Source organism: Duganella sp. GW822-FHT06D06, from assembly GCF_058799615.1.
Genome location: NZ_JBXALQ010000014.1, coordinates 109,699 through 125,632 on the forward strand (window position 1 = coordinate 109,699; position 15,934 = coordinate 125,632).

At 63.6% G+C, this 15,934-nt stretch carries 15 protein-coding genes; 8 read left to right on the plus strand and 7 right to left on the minus strand.

Going from position 1 to position 15,934, the window contains the following annotated elements; all coding sequences use genetic code 11:
• Position 1: 1 nt before the first annotated feature.
• The 3 genes from AC1RMD_RS22990 to rapZ are packed head-to-tail and all read right to left on the minus strand — an operon-like array spanning position 2 to position 1,462.
• On the minus strand, positions 2-250 hold the full coding sequence (locus AC1RMD_RS22990; RefSeq protein WP_492929723.1) for a helix-turn-helix domain-containing transcriptional regulator: 249 nt from the start codon (positions 248-250) through the stop codon (positions 2-4).
• Positions 243-548: a type II toxin-antitoxin system RelE/ParE family toxin gene (locus tag AC1RMD_RS22995; RefSeq protein WP_492929725.1), complete on the minus strand. Its 306-nt coding sequence runs from the start codon at positions 546-548 to the stop codon at positions 243-245. The genes AC1RMD_RS22990 and AC1RMD_RS22995 overlap by 8 nt, the downstream gene beginning before the upstream one ends.
• A gap of 53 nt (positions 549-601) precedes the next feature.
• The gene (rapZ, locus tag AC1RMD_RS23000; protein WP_492929727.1) at positions 602-1,462 is read right to left on the minus strand and encodes an RNase adapter RapZ; all 861 of its coding nucleotides are present in this window, start codon (positions 1,460-1,462) and stop codon (positions 602-604) included.
• Between the two features lie 150 nt (positions 1,463-1,612).
• Between rapZ and AC1RMD_RS23005 the strand changes: the two genes are divergently transcribed.
• From AC1RMD_RS23005 to AC1RMD_RS23020, 4 genes are read left to right on the plus strand one after another with little or no spacing between them, the layout of a single operon-like run.
• Positions 1,613-3,571, plus strand: coding sequence for a TonB-dependent receptor domain-containing protein (locus AC1RMD_RS23005; RefSeq protein ID WP_492929729.1), 1,959 nt, complete (start codon positions 1,613-1,615; stop codon positions 3,569-3,571).
• A gap of 3 nt (positions 3,572-3,574) precedes the next feature.
• Positions 3,575-3,838 (plus strand): hypothetical protein, encoded by a 264-nt coding sequence (locus AC1RMD_RS23010; protein WP_492929731.1) that lies wholly within the window; start codon positions 3,575-3,577, stop codon positions 3,836-3,838.
• Positions 3,831-4,112, plus strand: coding sequence for a hypothetical protein (locus AC1RMD_RS23015; protein WP_492929733.1), 282 nt, complete (start codon positions 3,831-3,833; stop codon positions 4,110-4,112). Before AC1RMD_RS23010 ends, AC1RMD_RS23015 begins: the two co-directional genes overlap by 8 nt.
• A complete protein-coding gene (locus AC1RMD_RS23020) occupies positions 4,109-5,713 on the plus strand; it encodes a PepSY-associated TM helix domain-containing protein (protein WP_492929735.1) in 1,605 nt (534 codons plus the stop codon). Before AC1RMD_RS23015 ends, AC1RMD_RS23020 begins: the two co-directional genes overlap by 4 nt.
• Before the next feature lie 107 nt (positions 5,714-5,820).
• On the opposite strand, the gene hprK is transcribed toward AC1RMD_RS23020, so the two are convergent.
• From hprK to ilvA, 4 genes are all read right to left on the minus strand, one after another.
• Positions 5,821-6,756 carry an HPr(Ser) kinase/phosphatase gene (gene hprK / locus AC1RMD_RS23025; protein WP_008444515.1) on the minus strand — a complete coding sequence of 312 codons (936 nt, stop codon included), beginning with the start codon at positions 6,754-6,756 and terminating at the stop codon, positions 5,821-5,823.
• Between the two features lie 65 nt (positions 6,757-6,821).
• On the minus strand, positions 6,822-7,304 hold the full coding sequence (locus AC1RMD_RS23030) for a PTS sugar transporter subunit IIA (protein ID WP_020704458.1): 483 nt from the start codon (positions 7,302-7,304) through the stop codon (positions 6,822-6,824).
• Positions 7,305-7,643: 339 nt separating this feature from the next.
• Complete coding sequence (gene queF / locus AC1RMD_RS23035; RefSeq protein ID WP_492929738.1) at positions 7,644-8,477, minus strand: NADPH-dependent 7-cyano-7-deazaguanine reductase QueF; 834 nt, start codon at positions 8,475-8,477, stop codon at positions 7,644-7,646.
• Between the two features lie 63 nt (positions 8,478-8,540).
• Complete coding sequence (ilvA, locus tag AC1RMD_RS23040) at positions 8,541-10,076, minus strand: threonine ammonia-lyase, biosynthetic (protein ID WP_492929740.1); 1,536 nt, start codon at positions 10,074-10,076, stop codon at positions 8,541-8,543.
• Positions 10,077-10,346: 270 nt separating this feature from the next.
• On the opposite strand from ilvA, the gene AC1RMD_RS23045 reads away from it, so the two are divergent.
• The 4 genes from AC1RMD_RS23045 (at position 10,347) to AC1RMD_RS23060 (ending at position 15,929) form a co-directional block, all read left to right on the plus strand.
• On the plus strand, positions 10,347-10,838 hold the full coding sequence (locus tag AC1RMD_RS23045) for a YqaA family protein (protein WP_492929742.1): 492 nt from the start codon (positions 10,347-10,349) through the stop codon (positions 10,836-10,838).
• A gap of 224 nt (positions 10,839-11,062) precedes the next feature.
• Positions 11,063-15,070: a DUF3683 domain-containing protein gene (locus tag AC1RMD_RS23050; RefSeq protein WP_492929744.1), complete on the plus strand. Its 4,008-nt coding sequence runs from the start codon at positions 11,063-11,065 to the stop codon at positions 15,068-15,070.
• Positions 15,070-15,507, plus strand: coding sequence for an HIT family protein (locus AC1RMD_RS23055; RefSeq protein WP_492929746.1), 438 nt, complete (start codon positions 15,070-15,072; stop codon positions 15,505-15,507). Before AC1RMD_RS23050 ends, AC1RMD_RS23055 begins: the two co-directional genes overlap by 1 nt.
• Positions 15,504-15,929 (plus strand): gamma-butyrobetaine hydroxylase family protein, encoded by a 426-nt coding sequence (locus AC1RMD_RS23060; RefSeq protein WP_492929748.1) that lies wholly within the window; start codon positions 15,504-15,506, stop codon positions 15,927-15,929. The genes AC1RMD_RS23055 and AC1RMD_RS23060 overlap by 4 nt, the downstream gene beginning before the upstream one ends.
• Positions 15,930-15,934: the final 5 nt, after the last annotated feature.

A 15,934-nucleotide genomic window follows, 5' to 3' on the forward strand; every position in this document is an offset into this window, starting at 1 on the left:
ATTAGGATGTGCTGGCCGGGATAGCGGCGATAGTCAGTCTCAGCCCGAATGCTTGAATGAGTTCCAGCGTCGTTTTCAGGGATGGTTCACCAGTTAATTGGGTGAGCCCTTGCGCTTTGGCGACGACATCCAGTGCCGCAGCGATATGTGCGGCATCGCCGGTTTCGAAAGCGTCAGCCATAAAAACCTCGACGGCCTCGCGGCTGTTGAGCGCTTCCGCCGGATCGTAAGGAAAAAATTTCTCAGCCATGATCTAGCCTCCATTGACGAGCAAGTCGTTTCGCGGCCCGGATATCTCGTCCCTGCGAGCTTTTGTCTCCACCGCATAGCAAGACTATGATCGCATATCCGTGATGTAGGTAGTACACGCGATAGCCGGGTCCAAAATGAAGACGCAGTTCGTTCACTCCATCGCCGATCAGCCGTGTGTCGCCCGCTAGGCCGCGAGCCAGACGCAGCAGCCTCGCGGCGACCAATGCCCCAGCCTGTCGATCGCGTAAGGTCGACACCCATTTACGAAACGTTGCCGATTGGATGATCTCTATCATTCAGCGATCGTAGTGGAGGCACTACGAACTGCATTGATCGAGATCGCTGTTGCTTACTGCTCGCGGTGGCGCAGGATGACGCGTTCGGTTTTCTGGAAGTAGGCCGCCAGTTGCTCGGCCATGTAGACCGAACGGTGCTGGCCGCCGGTGCAGCCCACCGCCACCGTCAGGTAGCTGCGGTTGTCGGTCTTGAAGGACGGCAGCCATTTTTCGATGAAGACGCGGATGTCGTTCATCAAGTCCAGCGCGCTCGGCTGGGCGTTGAGGAAGTCGATCACCGGCGCGTCGCGGCCGGTCAGCGGGCGCAGCGTCAGGTCGTAGTAGGGATTCGGCAACGCCCGCACGTCGAACACGAAGTCCGCGTCCAGCGGCACCCCCAGCTTGAAGGCGAACGATTCGAAGAACAGGATCAGCGGCGCCCGCTCGACCGCGACCAGGTCCTTGACCCAGGCGCGCAGCTTGTTGGCGCTCAGCTCCGAGGTGTCGATCACGTGGCCCAGTTGCTCGATGGCCGACAGCCGCTCGCGCTCTTCCAAAATACATTCGATCAGCGTGCGGCGCGCCGCCGGGTTCTGGCCCGGCCGCAATTCGTGCGACAGCGGATGGCTGCGCCGCGTTTCCGAGAAGCGCGCCACCAGCGAGTGCGTGTTCGCGGTCAGGAACATGACTTTGACGTCGTGCCCTTGCTGGCGCAGGTGTTCGACGGCGGCCGGCAGCGTGGCCAGCGATTCGGCGCTGCGCGCGTCGACCGCCACGGCCAGCGCCCCCAGGCCATCGGCGACCAGCGTGTCCACCAGGCTGGAGAGCAGGGCCGGCGGCAAATTGTCGACACAATAGTGTCCCGTGTCTTCCAGGACGTTCAGGGCCACGGACTTGCCGGAGCCGGAAATACCGGTAATGAGTACGATGCGCATAGTCTCGGATGATACCGCAGCCCGGCCAGACTTGCCCGGAATGACCATCTTTAGTTTCGGCAATGATGGGCGAAATGCATCAAATGTCTTGCAAATCTAAATAGAAATAATTATCATTTGCATTCATTTTTTCCAAAGCGCAGGGATGGTATGTCTAATAAAAAAACGATGGTCGCCGCGATAGCCGGCGTGTGTGCGGGTGCGTGGTTCGGCCCGGTGGTCGCGGCAGGCGCGGTGGATGCCCAGGATGCGGCCATCGTGGTGGTCAGCGCCACGCTGCGGGAACATAAGCTGGCCTCGGCGCCGGCGTTCACCACGGTGCTGACGGCGGAGGATATCGCCAAGTCGCCGGTCAACAGCCTGGCCGACCTGCTGCGCGAAACCGTGGGGGTCAACAACCAGAGCGACGGCACCGGCCGCGACGAGATCCAGATCCGCGGCCTGGCCGGCAAATACACGCTGATGCTGGTCAACGGCCGCCGGCTGTCGTCCGGCGGCGCGCTGTGGCGCGGCGGCGATTTCGACTTCAGCTCGATCCCGCTCAACAGCATCAAGCGGGTGGAAATCGTGCGCGGGCCGATGGCGGCGCTGTACGGTTCGGACGCGATCGGCGGCGTCATCAACATCATCACCAAGATCCCGACCAAAGATTGGCGCGGCACGGTGTCGGCCGAGTACCGCACCATCGCCAGCGGCGACCAGGGCGAGCAGTACCGCCTCGGCGCCTCGGCGGCAGGCGCCCTCAACGACGTGCTCAGCCTGTCGATTTCCGCCGAGGACTATGACCGCAAGCCGTGGTACAGCACCAGCGCGGCCGACCCCACCCGTCCGCCGCGACTGGAACAGAAGCAGTCGCAGAACCTGGTGTCCACGCTGACGTGGAAACTGTCGGAAACCCAGAGCCTGGATATCGACTTTGGCCACAACAAGGACCAGCGCCCGCTGGGCCTGTACTACTACGCCTACAATCCGACGTGGAACTTCACGTCCAAGGATTTCCGCGCCCAGACCATCACCCGCAACACCTACGGCGTGACCCACAAGGCGCTGTGGGGCTGGGGCAGCACCACGGCCTACCTGAGCCACGAAGACGCCAAGGTCGACGACTTCAACAGCCGCTACAACAAGCCGCAGCAGCGTGTGCTGAAGGAAAACAATACCTACGCCAAGGTCTATGGCTCCACCGAGTTCGGCAGCCATGCGCTGACGGCCGGCGTCGATCTGCGCCGCCAGGTCGTCAAGGATCCCTTGTCCTACCTGAAGACCGGCCAGTCGACCACCAACACCTCGGCGCTGTTCGTGGAAGATGAAATCACGCTGACCAAACAGCTGAGCCTGACGCTGGCCGGGCGCGTCGACCATACCGACTTCGGCCATCACTTCACGCCCAAGTCCTACCTGGTCTACCAGGCGACGCCGGAGTGGACCGTCAAGGGCGGCGTGAACCAGGCCTTCAAGGCGCCGGACGCGTATCAGCTGGTCAAGGACTACAGCATCATCAGCTGCGGCGGCGGCTGCTACCTGAACGGCAACCCCAACCTGACGCCGGAAAAGAGCACCAACTACGAGCTCGGCGCCGAGTTCCACCGCAAGGGCTTGAACGCCAGCGCGGTCGTGTTCAGGAACGACGTCAAGGACCTCATCGTTGCGCTGTACCATCCGGCCGGCCCGTCGCGCAGCTGGGCCAACGTGGCCAAGGCCAAGACCAGCGGCGTCGAGCTGCAGGCGGACGCCGTTCTCAATGCGGACTTCTCGGTCAGCGCCAACTACACCCACCTGAACGCCGACTACACCGATGAAAACGGCAAGGACACCAAGCTGGACAACCGTCCCCGCCAGATGGCCAGCGTCGGCCTGAATTGGAACGCCGCCCCGTGGCTGCAATCGTCGCTGACCGCGCACTACACCGGCGAGCAGTCCTATCAGGGCGCGATGCTGCCTGGCTACACCCGGGTCGATTTGTCGGCCTCGGCCAAGGCCAGCCGCAACATCACGCTGCGTTTCGGCGCGAAGAACCTGACCGACGTCAACCTGGAGAGCAAGGACAAGAACTTCGCGACGTTCGAGCTGGGCCGCAACTACTATGTCAGCGCAGCGTATGCGTTCTAAGCCATGCTGATGCCGCTGCTGGCGTTGCTGCTGACGTCGGCGGCCTGCGTGCTGCTGTACCTGAGCCACCGCCACCAGGGTTGGCTGCGCCAGCCCTTGCCGGCGTGGCCGGCGCGGGCGGCCGGCGTCGGCTTGCTGTTGCTGGCGCTGGCCATCGGTCTCAGCTGCTACAGCCCGCTGACCGCGGTCTGCGCGTGGCTGATGGTGCAGATGCTGGCGTTCGGCACGCTGCCTTTTCTTTCCCTGCTCAAGCGTGGCCATGAATAAAATTTCTCCCGACTGGTGGACCAAGACCCTGGCCGGCGCCGTGCTCGGCCTGTCGCTGGCGTTCGCGCTGTCCGGCTTGCTGGCGTGGTACGGTCCCGGCGGCGTCAGCGCGCCGAACAAGACGCAAGCCGTCATGTGGAGCCTGACCGTGTTCTGGATGCCGGTGTTTGCCTTCGTCTATCTGTTCCGCACCGGCCTGCGCGCGGTGCTGTGGCTGTCCGCCGCCAACGCGCTGGCCTATGCCGCGCTGCTGCATGCACGGGGGATGTTATGAAGATCCGCAGCGATATCCTGCGCGTCTACCAGGCGCTGCATACCTGGGTTGGGATAGGCGCGGGCCTGCTGTTGTTCATCGGCTTTTTCGCCGGCGCGCTGACCATGTTCAAGCAGCCGCTGGACCGCTGGATCAGCGCGCCGGCGCACGCGCTGCCCGCCATGCCGGCGGCGCAAACCGACCAGCTGGTGCGCGAGTTGCTGGCGCAGCGGCCGGCGGCGCGCAAGGAGTTCACGCTGCATCTGCAACAGCGGGAAAACATCGCGGCGCCGGTCAGCTGGAGCGAAGGCGAGGGCGGCCGCGAGATCGACCTGTCCGCCAAGCGCTGGCACGCGACACTGGATCCGTCCGGCCGACTGCTGGCGCAGCAGGAACTGCCCTCGCTGCTGGCGGAGCTGATCGACATGTTGCACCGGACCGGCGGCATCCCCGGCAAGCTGGGCGACGAGTATGCGGGGGCCTATCTGATGGGCATCGCCGGCATCATGTATTTCCTGGCGCTGGTGTCGGGCGTGATCCTGTTGCTGCCGACGCTGGTGAAGGACTTCTTTGCGCTGCGGCCGGGCAAGAACCGCAAGCGCTTCTGGCTCGATGCGCACAACATCGTCGGCATCGCCAGCCTGCCGTACCACATCGTCATCAGCGTGACGGTGATCGTGTTTGCTTTCCACGACCAGTTCTATGGCGGCATCGCCCAGGTGGTGTACGGCGAACAGCCGATGTTCGCGCGCCGCGCCGCCGACGCCGCACCGCACGCCATCGGCGAGCTGCAAGCGGCCAGCGCGCTGGTCGAGACGGTGCGGCGCGCGGCGCCGGAGTTCGAGGTGACCGAGTTGCTGTACATGGGCCTGGAAACGCCGCAGCCGATAGTGCGGGCGGCGGTGGCCAGCCCGCGTTACCTGGTGCGCGGGGCGGAGACCGGTTTCGTGATGATCCATCCCTACAGCGGCAAGGTGGTCGACACCAGCATGTTGCCGAGCAAGGGCGACACCTGGAGCGATGTGGTGGCGCCGATGTTCGCGCTGCACTTCGGCAGTTACGGCGGCAGTTTGATGCGCTGGGTGTATTTCCTGTTCGGCGTCAGCGGCGCGTTCCTGTTCTACTCGGGCAATCTGCTGTGGGTGGAGAAGCGGCGCAAGAACCAACTGCGCAACGGTCCGGTGCCGCGGCAGTCGCGCACCACGCGGGTGATGGCGGCGGCGACCGTGGGCGTGTGCCTGGGGTCGATCGCGGGCGTGTGCTTCAGCATGGTCGCCGGCAAGTGGCTGTTCGCGGCGGCGGCCAATATCAACTCGGCCTATCTGGCGGTGTACTACGGCGTGTTCCTGGCGGCGCTGGGCTGGGCGTTCTGGCGCGGCGCGGCGCGCGCGGCGGTGCAGCTGCTGGCCTTGTGCGCGCTGGGTGCGTCGGCGATTCCGTTGACGTCGCTGGCGGCGTGGCTGCTGCCGTCATTGGGCTGGTGGGCGCACGGCAGTCTGGCGGCCATCGGCGTTGATGTGACGGCGTTGGTGTTTGCGCTGTTGTTTGCGTATGCGGCGCGGCTGACTGCGCGCCGCGCTGTTCATGGGCCGATGGACAGTGTGTGGGCGAAGCAGGCGTAGAGAATTTCAAATAGCAGCCGAGCCGTCATTCCCGCGCAGGCGGGAATCTATACTGAGCGTCCGCAGATGTTCAACATGGGTTCCCGCCTGCGCGGGAACGACGCAGCCTAATCTCCGCTCATGGCTTGTCGTTGCCTCTCCATGAACTCTTGCAGCGTATCGATGCCGCGCAGTTGCAGGATGGTGTTGCGCACGGCCGCTTCCAGCAGCACCGCGATGTTGCGGCCGGCCGCCACCGGGATCACCACCTTGCGGATCGGCAGGCCCAGCACGTCCTCGGTCGGGAACTGGAACGGCAGGCGCTCCACTTCCTCGTCGGCCGCGCCGCGCCGCACCAGGTGCACGATCAGTTTCAAGCGCATCTTGCGGCGCACCGCGGTCTCGCCGAAGATGGCCTTGATGTCCAGCAGCCCCAGCCCGCGCACTTCGAGCAGGTTTTGCAGCAGCGCCGGGCAGCGGCCTTCGATCATGTTCGGCGCGATGCGCGAAAACTCCACCGCGTCATCGGCCACCAGGCCGTGCGAACGCGAAATCAACTCCAGGCCCAACTCGCTCTTGCCCAGGCCGGAATCGCCGGTGATCAGCACGCCAACGCCCAGCACGTCCATGAACACGCCGTGCATGATGATGCGCTGCGCCAGCTTCTTCGACAGGTAGACGCGCAGGAAGTCGATCACCTGCGCGGCCGGCAGCGGCGTGGAAAACAGCGGAATGTTTTTCTCGTCGCAGATGGCGAGGATGTCGGGCGGCGTTTCCAGCCCCTGGGCGATGATCAGCGCCGGCGGGCCGCCGGCGATCAGCTCGCCGATGACGTGGGCGCGCGTCAGCGACTTCAGGCGCTGGTAGTAGTTGATTTCCTGGTGCCCGAAGACCTGGATGCGGCCCGGGTGGATGGTGTTCAGGTGGCCGACCTGGTCGGCGGCCGAGGCGACGTCGCCGGAGATCAGGCGTTCGCCGCCGGGGAAGCCGGCGAACCAGCCTAGCTGCAAACTTTCGCGATTGTCGTCGTAGAGGCGTTGTATCGTCAGCGGAGTTTGCAGCATGGGTCGTCTTTACATGAGGATGAACTGAAGCTTAGTTTAACCTATTGTATGACGACCAAGAAATCTCAACCCGCCGCCTGCAGGCTCGGCATCCAGTTGATGATGCGCGAGTGCACCGATTTCGGATCCGCGTCCGTGCTCAGCGCGGTGCGGAAGGCGTCGTCGGAGAACATCTCGGCGATCTCGGACAGGATCTCCAGATGCTGCTGGGTGACGTGGTCCGGGATCAGCAGGAAGAACAGCAGGTTGACCGGCTTGCCGTCCGGCGACTCGAACGGGATCGGTTCGGCCAGGCGCACAAAGGCCGCCAGCGGCGATTTCAGGCTTTTCATGCCCTTGATGCGGCCATGCGGGACGGCGACGCCATGCCCCAGTCCGGTCGAACCCAGGCGCTCGCGCGCGAACAGGTTGTCCGACACGGTGGAGCGGGCGATGCCGCAGTTGTTCTCGAAGATCAGGCCGGCTTGCTCGAAAGCGCGCTTCTTGCTGGAGACTTCCAGATCCAACAGCACGTTTTCCAGTGAAAGTATTTTGCTCAGGTTATTCATAACGCGACATAGAATGTTGCAACGCACAAAGGTGGCATGCGAGCAGAATTATAGGCTTGTTTCTGCGCCATGTAACAGGAAATCGCTCGCGCCCGTTGTTACGGTTGTGTTGGCCAGCCGGCGCGCGGGCTGGATAGCTGTGCTGCAAAGAAAGGAATCGCTATTTCTGAGTAGAAATCACGGAAAACGCCGGTTTTTCGCCAGGGTCTGGGGCGAATTTCCGATTATTTGTGCGTTTTCAGGCCGGTGGGGCCGTATGGCGCGCGGTGCTCAACAACCGCGCGCCATCTGCATATCATACGCCTGATTTTTCCGGTTTGATTGGAAAAAGCGCCAGATTCATTGACGTGCGCCACGAAGATTGGGCGGCTTTTGAGCGGTGCTGAAGTTGCTGCGCCAGGGATTGATGTCCAGCCCGCCGCGCCGGGTGTAGCGGGCGTACACCGATAATTGCTGAGGCTGGCACTCGCGCAGGATGTCGGTGAAGATGCGCTCGACGCATTGCTCGTGGAACTCGTTGTGCTCGCGGAAACCGATCAGGTAGCGCAGCAGGCTTTCCTGGTCGATCTGCGGACCGGAATAATGGATCTGCACGCTGGCCCAGTCCGGCTGTCCGGTGACCAGGCAGTTCGACTTGAGCAGGTGCGAGATCAGTTTTTCCTCCACCGGCTCCTCGTCCAGCGCCGCCTTGAGCAGCTCCGGCGCCGGGTGGTAGTGGTCGACCTCGATGTCGAGGCGGTCCAGCAGCAGGCCGTCGAGCTCGCCCATTTCCACCATGCCGAATTCCTCCGGCTGGGTCAGCGAGATGTGCACGGTGGCGCCGAAGCCGTTCGACAGGTCCTGTTGCAGCAGGTTCTTCAGCGCGACCACGCTGTCGAGGCGGGTCTGGTTGAAGGAGTTCAGGTACAGCTTGAAGGACTTCGATTCGATGATGTTAGGCGTATCGGCCGGCACGGTGATGCGGGCGATCGCCACCTGCGGCTTGCCGCGCGCGTTCAGCCACGAGATTTCGTAGGCGTTCCAGATGTCGACGCCGAAGAAGGGCAGGGTGCCGGTCAGGCCCAGTTCGTCGCGCTTGCCCTGGCGCGCTATCGGAAACAGCAGTTCCGGTGCGTAGTCGGTGCGGTAGGCTGAGGTTTTTCCCAGTGGGGACAAGTCGACGGTATTGGTCATGGCGGTGTGTGGTGTTTCAGTGAAGGACGGCATGGTAGCGCAAACCATGCCGTCGTGCTGCGGTTAGCCCAGGAACAGCTTGTACACCGGGTTGGCGCTCTCATCCCAGTAGCGGTAGCCCAGCGTGGTCAGGAATTGCGCGAACTGGTCCATTTCCTCGGCCGGCACTTGCAGGCCGATCAGGATGCGGCCGACGTCGCCGCCCTGGCTGCGGTAGTGGCACAGCGAGATGTTCCAGTTCGGCGCCATCGAGTTCAGGAAGCGCATCAGCGCGCCCGGACGCTCGGGGAATTCGAAACGATACAGCAACTCGTCCTTGGCCAGCGCGCTCTTGCCGCCCACCAGATGGCGGATGTGGGCCTTGGCCAGCTCGTCGTGGGTCAGGTCCAGCGTCCTGAACTCGTTCTGTTCGAAGATGCGGGCCAGCGTGCCCGATTCGCTGCGGTCGGCGATCTGCACGCCGCAGAACACATGGGCCTCGTCCTGGTCGCTGATGCGGTAGTTGAACTCGGTGACGTTGCGCGGGCCGACCAGCGCGCAGAAGCGCTTGAAGCTGCCGCGCTGCTCCGGCAGCGTGACGGCGAACACCGCCTCGCGCGCTTCGCCCAGCTCGGCGCGCTCGGCGACGAAGCGCAGGCGGTCGAAGTTCATATTGGCGCCGCTGGCGATGGTGATCAGCGTTTCGTTCCGGATCGGGTCCTTGCTCAGCGCGGCGCGCTCGACATAGGCCTTGGCGCCGGCCACGGCCAGCGCGCCGGACGGTTCCAGGATCGAGCGGGTGTCGCTGAACACGTCCTTGATGGCGGCGCTGATGGCGTCGGTATCGACCAGGATGATGTCGTCCACGTACTGCTGCACCAGGCGGAAGGTTTCCTCGCCGGCCAGGCGCACCGCGGTGCCGTCGGCGAACAGGCCGACGTCGGACAGCGTGACGCGCTCGCCGGCCTTGACGCTGCGCGCCATGGCGTCGGAATCGAGGCTTTGCACGCCGATGATCTTGATGTCCGGGCGGATCTGTTTCACGTACGCGGCGATGCCGGAGATCAGGCCGCCGCCGCCGATCGGCACGAAGATCGCGTGGATCGGGCCGGAATGCTGGCGCAGGATTTCCATGCCGATGGTGCCCTGGCCGGCGATCACGTCGGGATCGTCGAACGGGTGGACGAAGGTCAGCTTCTGTTCCTGTTCCAGCAACAGCGCGTGGTTGTAGGCGTCGGTATAGGATTCGCCGTGCAGCACCACCTCGACATCGGCGCCGCCGCGCGCCTTGACCGCCTCCACCTTGACCTGCGGGGTGGTGGTCGGCATCACGATGACCGCGCGGCAACCCATGCGCGCCGCCGACAGCGCCACGCCCTGGGCGTGGTTGCCGGCCGAAGCGCAGATCACGCCGCGCTTGCGCTGGGCGTCGCTGAGGTGGGCCATCTTGTTGTAGGCGCCACGAATCTTGAAGCTGAACACGCTCTGCATGTCCTCGCGCTTGAAATAAATTCGGTTCTCGAAGCGCTGCGACAGCGTCGGCGCGAGTTCCAGCGGGGTTTCAGTAGCGACGTCGTAGACGCGCGCGGTCAGGATTTTCTTCAGATAGTCGATAGTCATGGTTTGCAAACATAGTGATTCCGGGGCTCTGGGGGTCAAGTCTGACATTCGGACACGAGCTCTACCGTAGCGTGCGCTACGGTAGAGCTCGTGTCCGAATGTCAGACTTGACCCCCAGGGTGCTTTGCTTATTCAGTGCTAACTATCCGGCGTGTGACCGGGTGAAGCAGGGGCGCGGGCCGCGCGCGGATGGGAGCGCGGCCCTACTGTTCAATCATGCGGTGTGCGACTCATTATAATGGACACCTTTCCTTCCGCTCAAAGAAACCGATGATCGAATCTGCAATCGCCTGGCTGCTGCACGTGCTGGCGGCGCCGGAAGTGGGCCTGACCTCGGTCTTTATCATCAGCTTGATCTCCGCCACCTTGGTGCCGCTGGGCTCGGAACCGGCGGTGTTCGCCGTCATCAAGGCCAATCCGGCCCTGTTCTGGAGCGTCATCGCCGTCGCCACCGTCGGCAATACGCTGGGCGGCGCGGTCGATTACTGGATCGGCTACCAGGCCAAGCAGACTTTCTCCAAGGAACGCAAGAGCCGCTGGTTCCACTGGCTGGAACGCTACGGCGCCAAGACCATGCTGCTGGCCTGGCTGCCCGGCGTCGGCGATCCGCTGTGCACCCTGGGCGGCTGGCTCAAGCTGCCTTTCTGGCCCAGCATCGCCTATATGGCGGTGGGGAAAATGCTGCGCTACCTGACCATGACCACGCTGCTGTTGTACGTGCCGGACGGGGTTTGGCACAGGATAGGCCAATTGCTCGGCTAATTTGGTGCAAGCTATCATATTGCCATAAGCATCCAGGCGTGAATTTCGTTCAGTTTTATATCGGATATTTATCCGTTATTGCCAATAAAAGCCGGAATTTGCAAATTTTTGGTGGGTTGTTGCAACCCGGATAGCCCCTCGACTGCCAAGGGGTGTTCCGGCGTGGTGCGCCGCAATACGCTAGAATGACCCTCCCGGGTTCAGTCTACAAGTCCAATCTCACAATGAATGCCCCTGCACAAATCCAAGCTTTGCTGGCGGAAACGCCCCACGGTCCCGAAGCCACGCGCCTTCGTGAAATTCCTTATAACTACACGTCGTTTTCCGATCGCGAGATCGTCATCCGGCTGCTGGGCGAGGAGTCGTGGAGCTTGCTGGATGCCTTGCGCGGCGCCCGCCAGACCGGCCGCTCGGCGCGCATGCTGTACGAGGTCCTGGGCGATATCTGGGCCGTCCGCCGCAATCCGTATCTGCAGGACGACATGCTGGACAACCCGAAGCGCCGCCAGGAACTGATCGATGCGCTGCATCACCGCCTGGCCGAGGTGGACAAGCGCCGCCTGACGGTCGACGACAGCAGCGACGAAGGCGCGCGCGAACGCAGCGCCAATGTCGCCAAGCTGCTGCGCGCGGCCGGCAAGGCGGTGGCCGACTTCGGCGAGGAATTCAAGCAAGTCTACGATCTGCGCAAGCGCACCAACAAGGTGCTGGGCCGCTACACCGACAAGCACAACATCTGCTTCGACGGCATGAAGCGCATCTCGCACGTGACCGACGCCACCGACTGGCGCGTCGAGTATCCGTTCGTGGTGCTGACCCCGGACACCGAGGAAGAAATGGCCGGCCTGGTCAAGGGCTGTATCGAGCTGGGGCTGACCATCATCCCGCGCGGCGGCGGTACCGGCTACACCGGCGGCGCGATTCCGCTGACGCCGATGTCGGCCGTCATCAATACCGAGAAGCTGCTCAACATGGGCGCGGTGGAAATGAAGGTGCTGCCCGGCCTGGACCGCGAATACGCGACCATCTACACCGGCGCCGGCGTCATCACCCACAAGGTTTCCGAAGCGGCCGAGAAGGCCGGCTTCGTGTTCGCGGTCGATCCGACCTCGGCCCACGCCTCCTGCATCGGCGGCAATATCGCGATGAACGCGGGCGGCAAGAAGGCCGTGCTGTGGGGCACGGCGCTGGACAACCTGGCCTCGTGGCGCATGGTCGACCCGAACGGCGACTGGCTGGAAGTGACCCGCCTCGACCACAACCTGTCGAAGATCCACGATGCGCCGCTGGCCCGCTTCAAGCTGGAGTGGACCCATCCGACCGCGCGCGGCGAATCGAAAGGCGAGCCGTTCAAGACCGAGCTGCTGGAGATCGAAGGCCGCAAGTTCCGCAAGGAAGGCCTGGGCAAGGACGTCACCGACAAATTCCTGTCCGGCCTGCCGGGCATCCAGAAAGAGGGTTGCGACGGCCTGATCACGTCGAGCCGCTGGATCCTGCACAAGATGCCGAAGTTCGCCCGCACCGTCTGCCTGGAGTTCTTCGGCCAGGCGCGCGACGCGATCCCGTCCATCGTCGAAATCAAGGATTACCTGGACGGCTTGCCGGCCAAGGGCGAGCAGTTCAGCACCTTGCGCCTGGCCGGCCTGGAGCACCTGGACGAGCGCTACCTGCGCGCGGTCGGCTACGCCACCAAGTCCAAACGCGGCGTGCTGCCGAAGATGGCGCTGTTCGGCGACATCGTCGGCGACGATGAAAACGCGGTCGCCCTGGCCGCGTCGGAAGTGGTGCGCATCGCCAATACCCGCGTGGGCGAGGGCTTCGTCGCCGTCAGCCCGGAAGCGCGCAAGAAATTCTGGCTGGACCGCGCCCGCACCGCCGCCATCGCCAAGCACACCAACGCCTTCAAGATCAACGAAGACGTGGTGATCCCGCTCAACCGCATGGGCGAGTACACCGACGGCATCGAGCGCATCAACATCGAACTGTCGATCAAGAACAAGCTGCAGCTGGCCGATGAATTGCAGCAGTTCTTCGCCGCCGGCAATCTGCCGATCGGCAAGAGCGACGACGCCGACGACGCCGTCGGCGACGAGGAAATGCTGGGCGACCGCGAACAGCAGGCGCAAGCGCTGCTGACCCAGGTGGTGGCGCGCTGGAGCTTCCTGCTGGCCGAGCTCGACAAGCCGCTGACCGCCGTCGCCGCGCAACTGGCCGAACTGGGCCTGGAGCGCCTGCTGCCGGTGTTCGACGAGCGCCTGAAGACCCAGCCGGACGCGACCTTGTTCGACGTGGTGCAGGACCGCACCATCCGCGTCACCTGGAAGCAGGAAATCCGCGCCCAGCTGCGCCAGATCTTCAACGGCGCCGCCTACAAGCTGATCCTCGAGGAAGCGACCGCGATCCACCAGCGCGTGCTGCGCGGCCGCGTGTTCGTGGCGCTGCACATGCACGCCGGCGACGGCAATGTGCACACCAACCTGCCGGTCAACTCGGATCACTACGAGATGCTGCAACTGGCGCACCAGGCCGTCGCCCGCATCATGAAGCTGGCCCGTTCGCTCAACGGCGTGATTTCGGGCGAGCACGGCATCGGTATCACCAAGCTGGAGTTCCTGACCGAAGAGGAAATCGGCCCGTTCCGCGACTACAAGCTGCGGGTCGACCCGGAAGGCCGCTTCAACAAGGGCAAGCTGCTGAACCTGGCCGGCATGGAAGCCGATTTGTCTAACGCCTACACGCCGTCGTTCGGCCTGATGGGCCACGAATCGCTGATCATGCAGCAGAGCGATATCGGCGAGATCGCCAACAGCGTCAAGGACTGCCTGCGTTGCGGCAAGTGCAAGCCGGTGTGCTCGACCCACGTGCCGCGCGCCAACCTGCTGTACTCGCCGCGCGACAAGATCCTGGCGACCTCGTCGCTGATCGAAGCCTTCCTGTACGAAGAGCAGACCCGCCGCGGCATTTCGATCAAGCACTGGGAAGAATTCGAGGACGTGGCCGACCACTGCACGATCTGCCATAAGTGCGTCACGCCCTGTCCGGTCAACATCGACTTCGGCGACGTGTCGATGAACATGCGCAACCTGCTGCGCAAGATGGACAAGAAGAGCTTCAATCCCGGCAAGTCGGCGGCGATGTTCTTCCTCAACGCCACCGATCCGGCCACCATCAACGCCACCCGCGCGGCGATGGTCGGCATCGGCTACAAGGCCCAGCGCCTGGGCAACGACTTGCTGAAGAAATTCGCCAAGAAGCAGACCAAGGCGCCGCCGCCGAGCGTGGGCAAGCCTAAGGTGCGCGAGCAGGTGATCCACTTCATCAACAAGAAGATGCCGGGCGGCCTGCCGAAGAAAACCGCGCGCGCCCTGCTGGACATCGAGGACGACAAGGTCATTCCTATCATCCGCAACCCCAAGGCCACCAACGCCGATACGGAAGCGGTGTTCTACTTCCCGGGCTGCGGCTCGGAGCGCCTGTTCTCGCAGGTGGGCCTGGCGACGCAGGCGATGCTGTGGGAAGTGGGCGTGCAGACCGTGCTGCCGCCGGGCTATCTGTGCTGCGGTTATCCGCAGCGCGGCTCGGGCGAGTACGACAAGGCCGAGAAGATGATGACCGATAACCGCGTGCTGTTCCACCGCATGGCGAACACGCTCAACTACCTGGACATCAAGACCGTGCTGGTCTCGTGCGGCACCTGCTACGACCAATTGGCGACCTACGAGTTCGACAAGATCTTCCCGGGCTGCCGCATCATGGACATCCATGAGTATTTGATGGAGAAGCAGGTCCGGCTGGAAGGCGTCACCGGCACGCGCTATATGTACCATGAGCCTTGCCACACGCCGATGAAGATGCAGGAGGCGACCAAGACCGTCAACACGCTGATCCAGACGCACGACAACGTCAAGATCGAGAAGAACGACCGCTGCTGCGGCGATTCGGGCACGCTGATGATCGCGCGTCCCGACATCTCGACGCAGGTGCGCTTCCGCAAGGAAGAGGAAGTCATCAAGGGCGCGGACAAGCTGCGCGCCGACGGCTTCGAGGGCGAAGTCAAGATCCTGACCAGTTGCCCGGCCTGCCTGGGCGGCGTGTCGCGCTACGGCGAGGACGCCGGCACCACGGCCGACTATATCGTGGTCGAGATCGCCAAGCACCTGCTGGGCGAGAACTGGATGGCCGACTACGTCAAGCGCGCCAACGACGGCGGCATCGAACGGGTGCTGGTGTAATGGCCTGCGACCTGTGCGCCTTGCTGGCGGCGCCCGCCGCCGGCGCGGTGGTCTGGAGCGACCGCCAGCTGGCGGTGGTCGCCGTGGACGAGCCCGAATATCCGGGCTTCACGCGCGTGGTGTGGCATGCCCACGTCAAGGAAATGACGGATCTGTCGCCGGCTGAACGCAGCCGCGTGATGGACGTGGTGTGGGCGGTTGAGTCCGCGCAACGCGCGGTGATGGCGCCTGAAAAGATCAACCTGGCCAGCTTTGGTAATATGACGCCTCATGTGCACTGGCATGTGATTCCGCGTTATGCGGACGATGTGCATTTCCCGAATCCGACCTGGGCGGTTGCGCAGCGCGCGTCGGCGCCGGAAATACTGGCCGCGCGCCGCGCGCTGCTGCCGGCCCTGCACGCCGCGATCATCGAACGTTTGAAAGACTCCATATGAGCAAGCAACCCACCGGACTGACCGTCCACAACAAGTCCAAGTTGCTGGACGTCGAATTCGACGACGGCGCCTCGTTCTCGATTCCGTTCGAGCTGCTGCGCGTGTATTCGCCGTCTGCCGAGGTCAAGGGGCACGGGGAAGGGCAGGAGGTGCTACAGGTGGGCAAGCGCGAAGTGGGCATCGCGGCGATGGACCCGGTCGGTAACTACGCGGTGCAGCCGACCTTCACCGACGGCCACAACACGGGCCTGTACACCTGGGATTACCTGTACAAGCTGGGCAATGAAAAAGACGCCTTGTGGGCCAACTACATGGATCGCCTGCACGCGTCCGGCTTCGAAGGCGACAGCGGCCGGGAAACCGGCGTCACGCTGACCGGCCCGGGCTCGAAAAACCACACAGGCTGCGGCCATAAGCACTAAGTGCG

Excerpts from the sequence above, each read along its gene's own strand:
- hprK (WP_008444515.1), bottom strand. The coding sequence starts at position 6,756 with ATGCTGCAAACTCCGCTGACGATACAACGCCTCTACGACGACAATCGC.
- AC1RMD_RS23010 (WP_492929731.1), top strand. The coding sequence starts at position 3,575 with ATGCTGATGCCGCTGCTGGCGTTGCTGCTGACGTCGGCGGCCTGCGTG.
- queF (WP_492929738.1), bottom strand. The coding sequence starts at position 8,477 with ATGACCAATACCGTCGACTTGTCCCCACTGGGAAAAACCTCAGCCTAC.
- AC1RMD_RS23005 (WP_492929729.1), top strand. The coding sequence starts at position 1,613 with ATGTCTAATAAAAAAACGATGGTCGCCGCGATAGCCGGCGTGTGTGCG.
- AC1RMD_RS23045 (WP_492929742.1), top strand. The coding sequence starts at position 10,347 with ATGATCGAATCTGCAATCGCCTGGCTGCTGCACGTGCTGGCGGCGCCG.
- rapZ (WP_492929727.1), bottom strand. The coding sequence starts at position 1,462 with ATGCGCATCGTACTCATTACCGGTATTTCCGGCTCCGGCAAGTCCGTG.
- AC1RMD_RS23015 (WP_492929733.1), top strand. The coding sequence starts at position 3,831 with ATGAATAAAATTTCTCCCGACTGGTGGACCAAGACCCTGGCCGGCGCC.
- AC1RMD_RS23020 (WP_492929735.1), top strand. The coding sequence starts at position 4,109 with ATGAAGATCCGCAGCGATATCCTGCGCGTCTACCAGGCGCTGCATACC.
- AC1RMD_RS23060 (WP_492929748.1), top strand. The coding sequence starts at position 15,504 with ATGAGCAAGCAACCCACCGGACTGACCGTCCACAACAAGTCCAAGTTG.
- AC1RMD_RS23055 (WP_492929746.1), top strand. The coding sequence starts at position 15,070 with ATGGCCTGCGACCTGTGCGCCTTGCTGGCGGCGCCCGCCGCCGGCGCG.
- AC1RMD_RS22990 (WP_492929723.1), bottom strand. The coding sequence starts at position 250 with ATGGCTGAGAAATTTTTTCCTTACGATCCGGCGGAAGCGCTCAACAGC.
- ilvA (WP_492929740.1), bottom strand. The coding sequence starts at position 10,076 with ATGACTATCGACTATCTGAAGAAAATCCTGACCGCGCGCGTCTACGAC.
- AC1RMD_RS23050 (WP_492929744.1), top strand. The coding sequence starts at position 11,063 with ATGAATGCCCCTGCACAAATCCAAGCTTTGCTGGCGGAAACGCCCCAC.
- AC1RMD_RS22995 (WP_492929725.1), bottom strand. The coding sequence starts at position 548 with ATGATAGAGATCATCCAATCGGCAACGTTTCGTAAATGGGTGTCGACC.
- AC1RMD_RS23030 (WP_020704458.1), bottom strand. The coding sequence starts at position 7,304 with ATGAATAACCTGAGCAAAATACTTTCACTGGAAAACGTGCTGTTGGAT.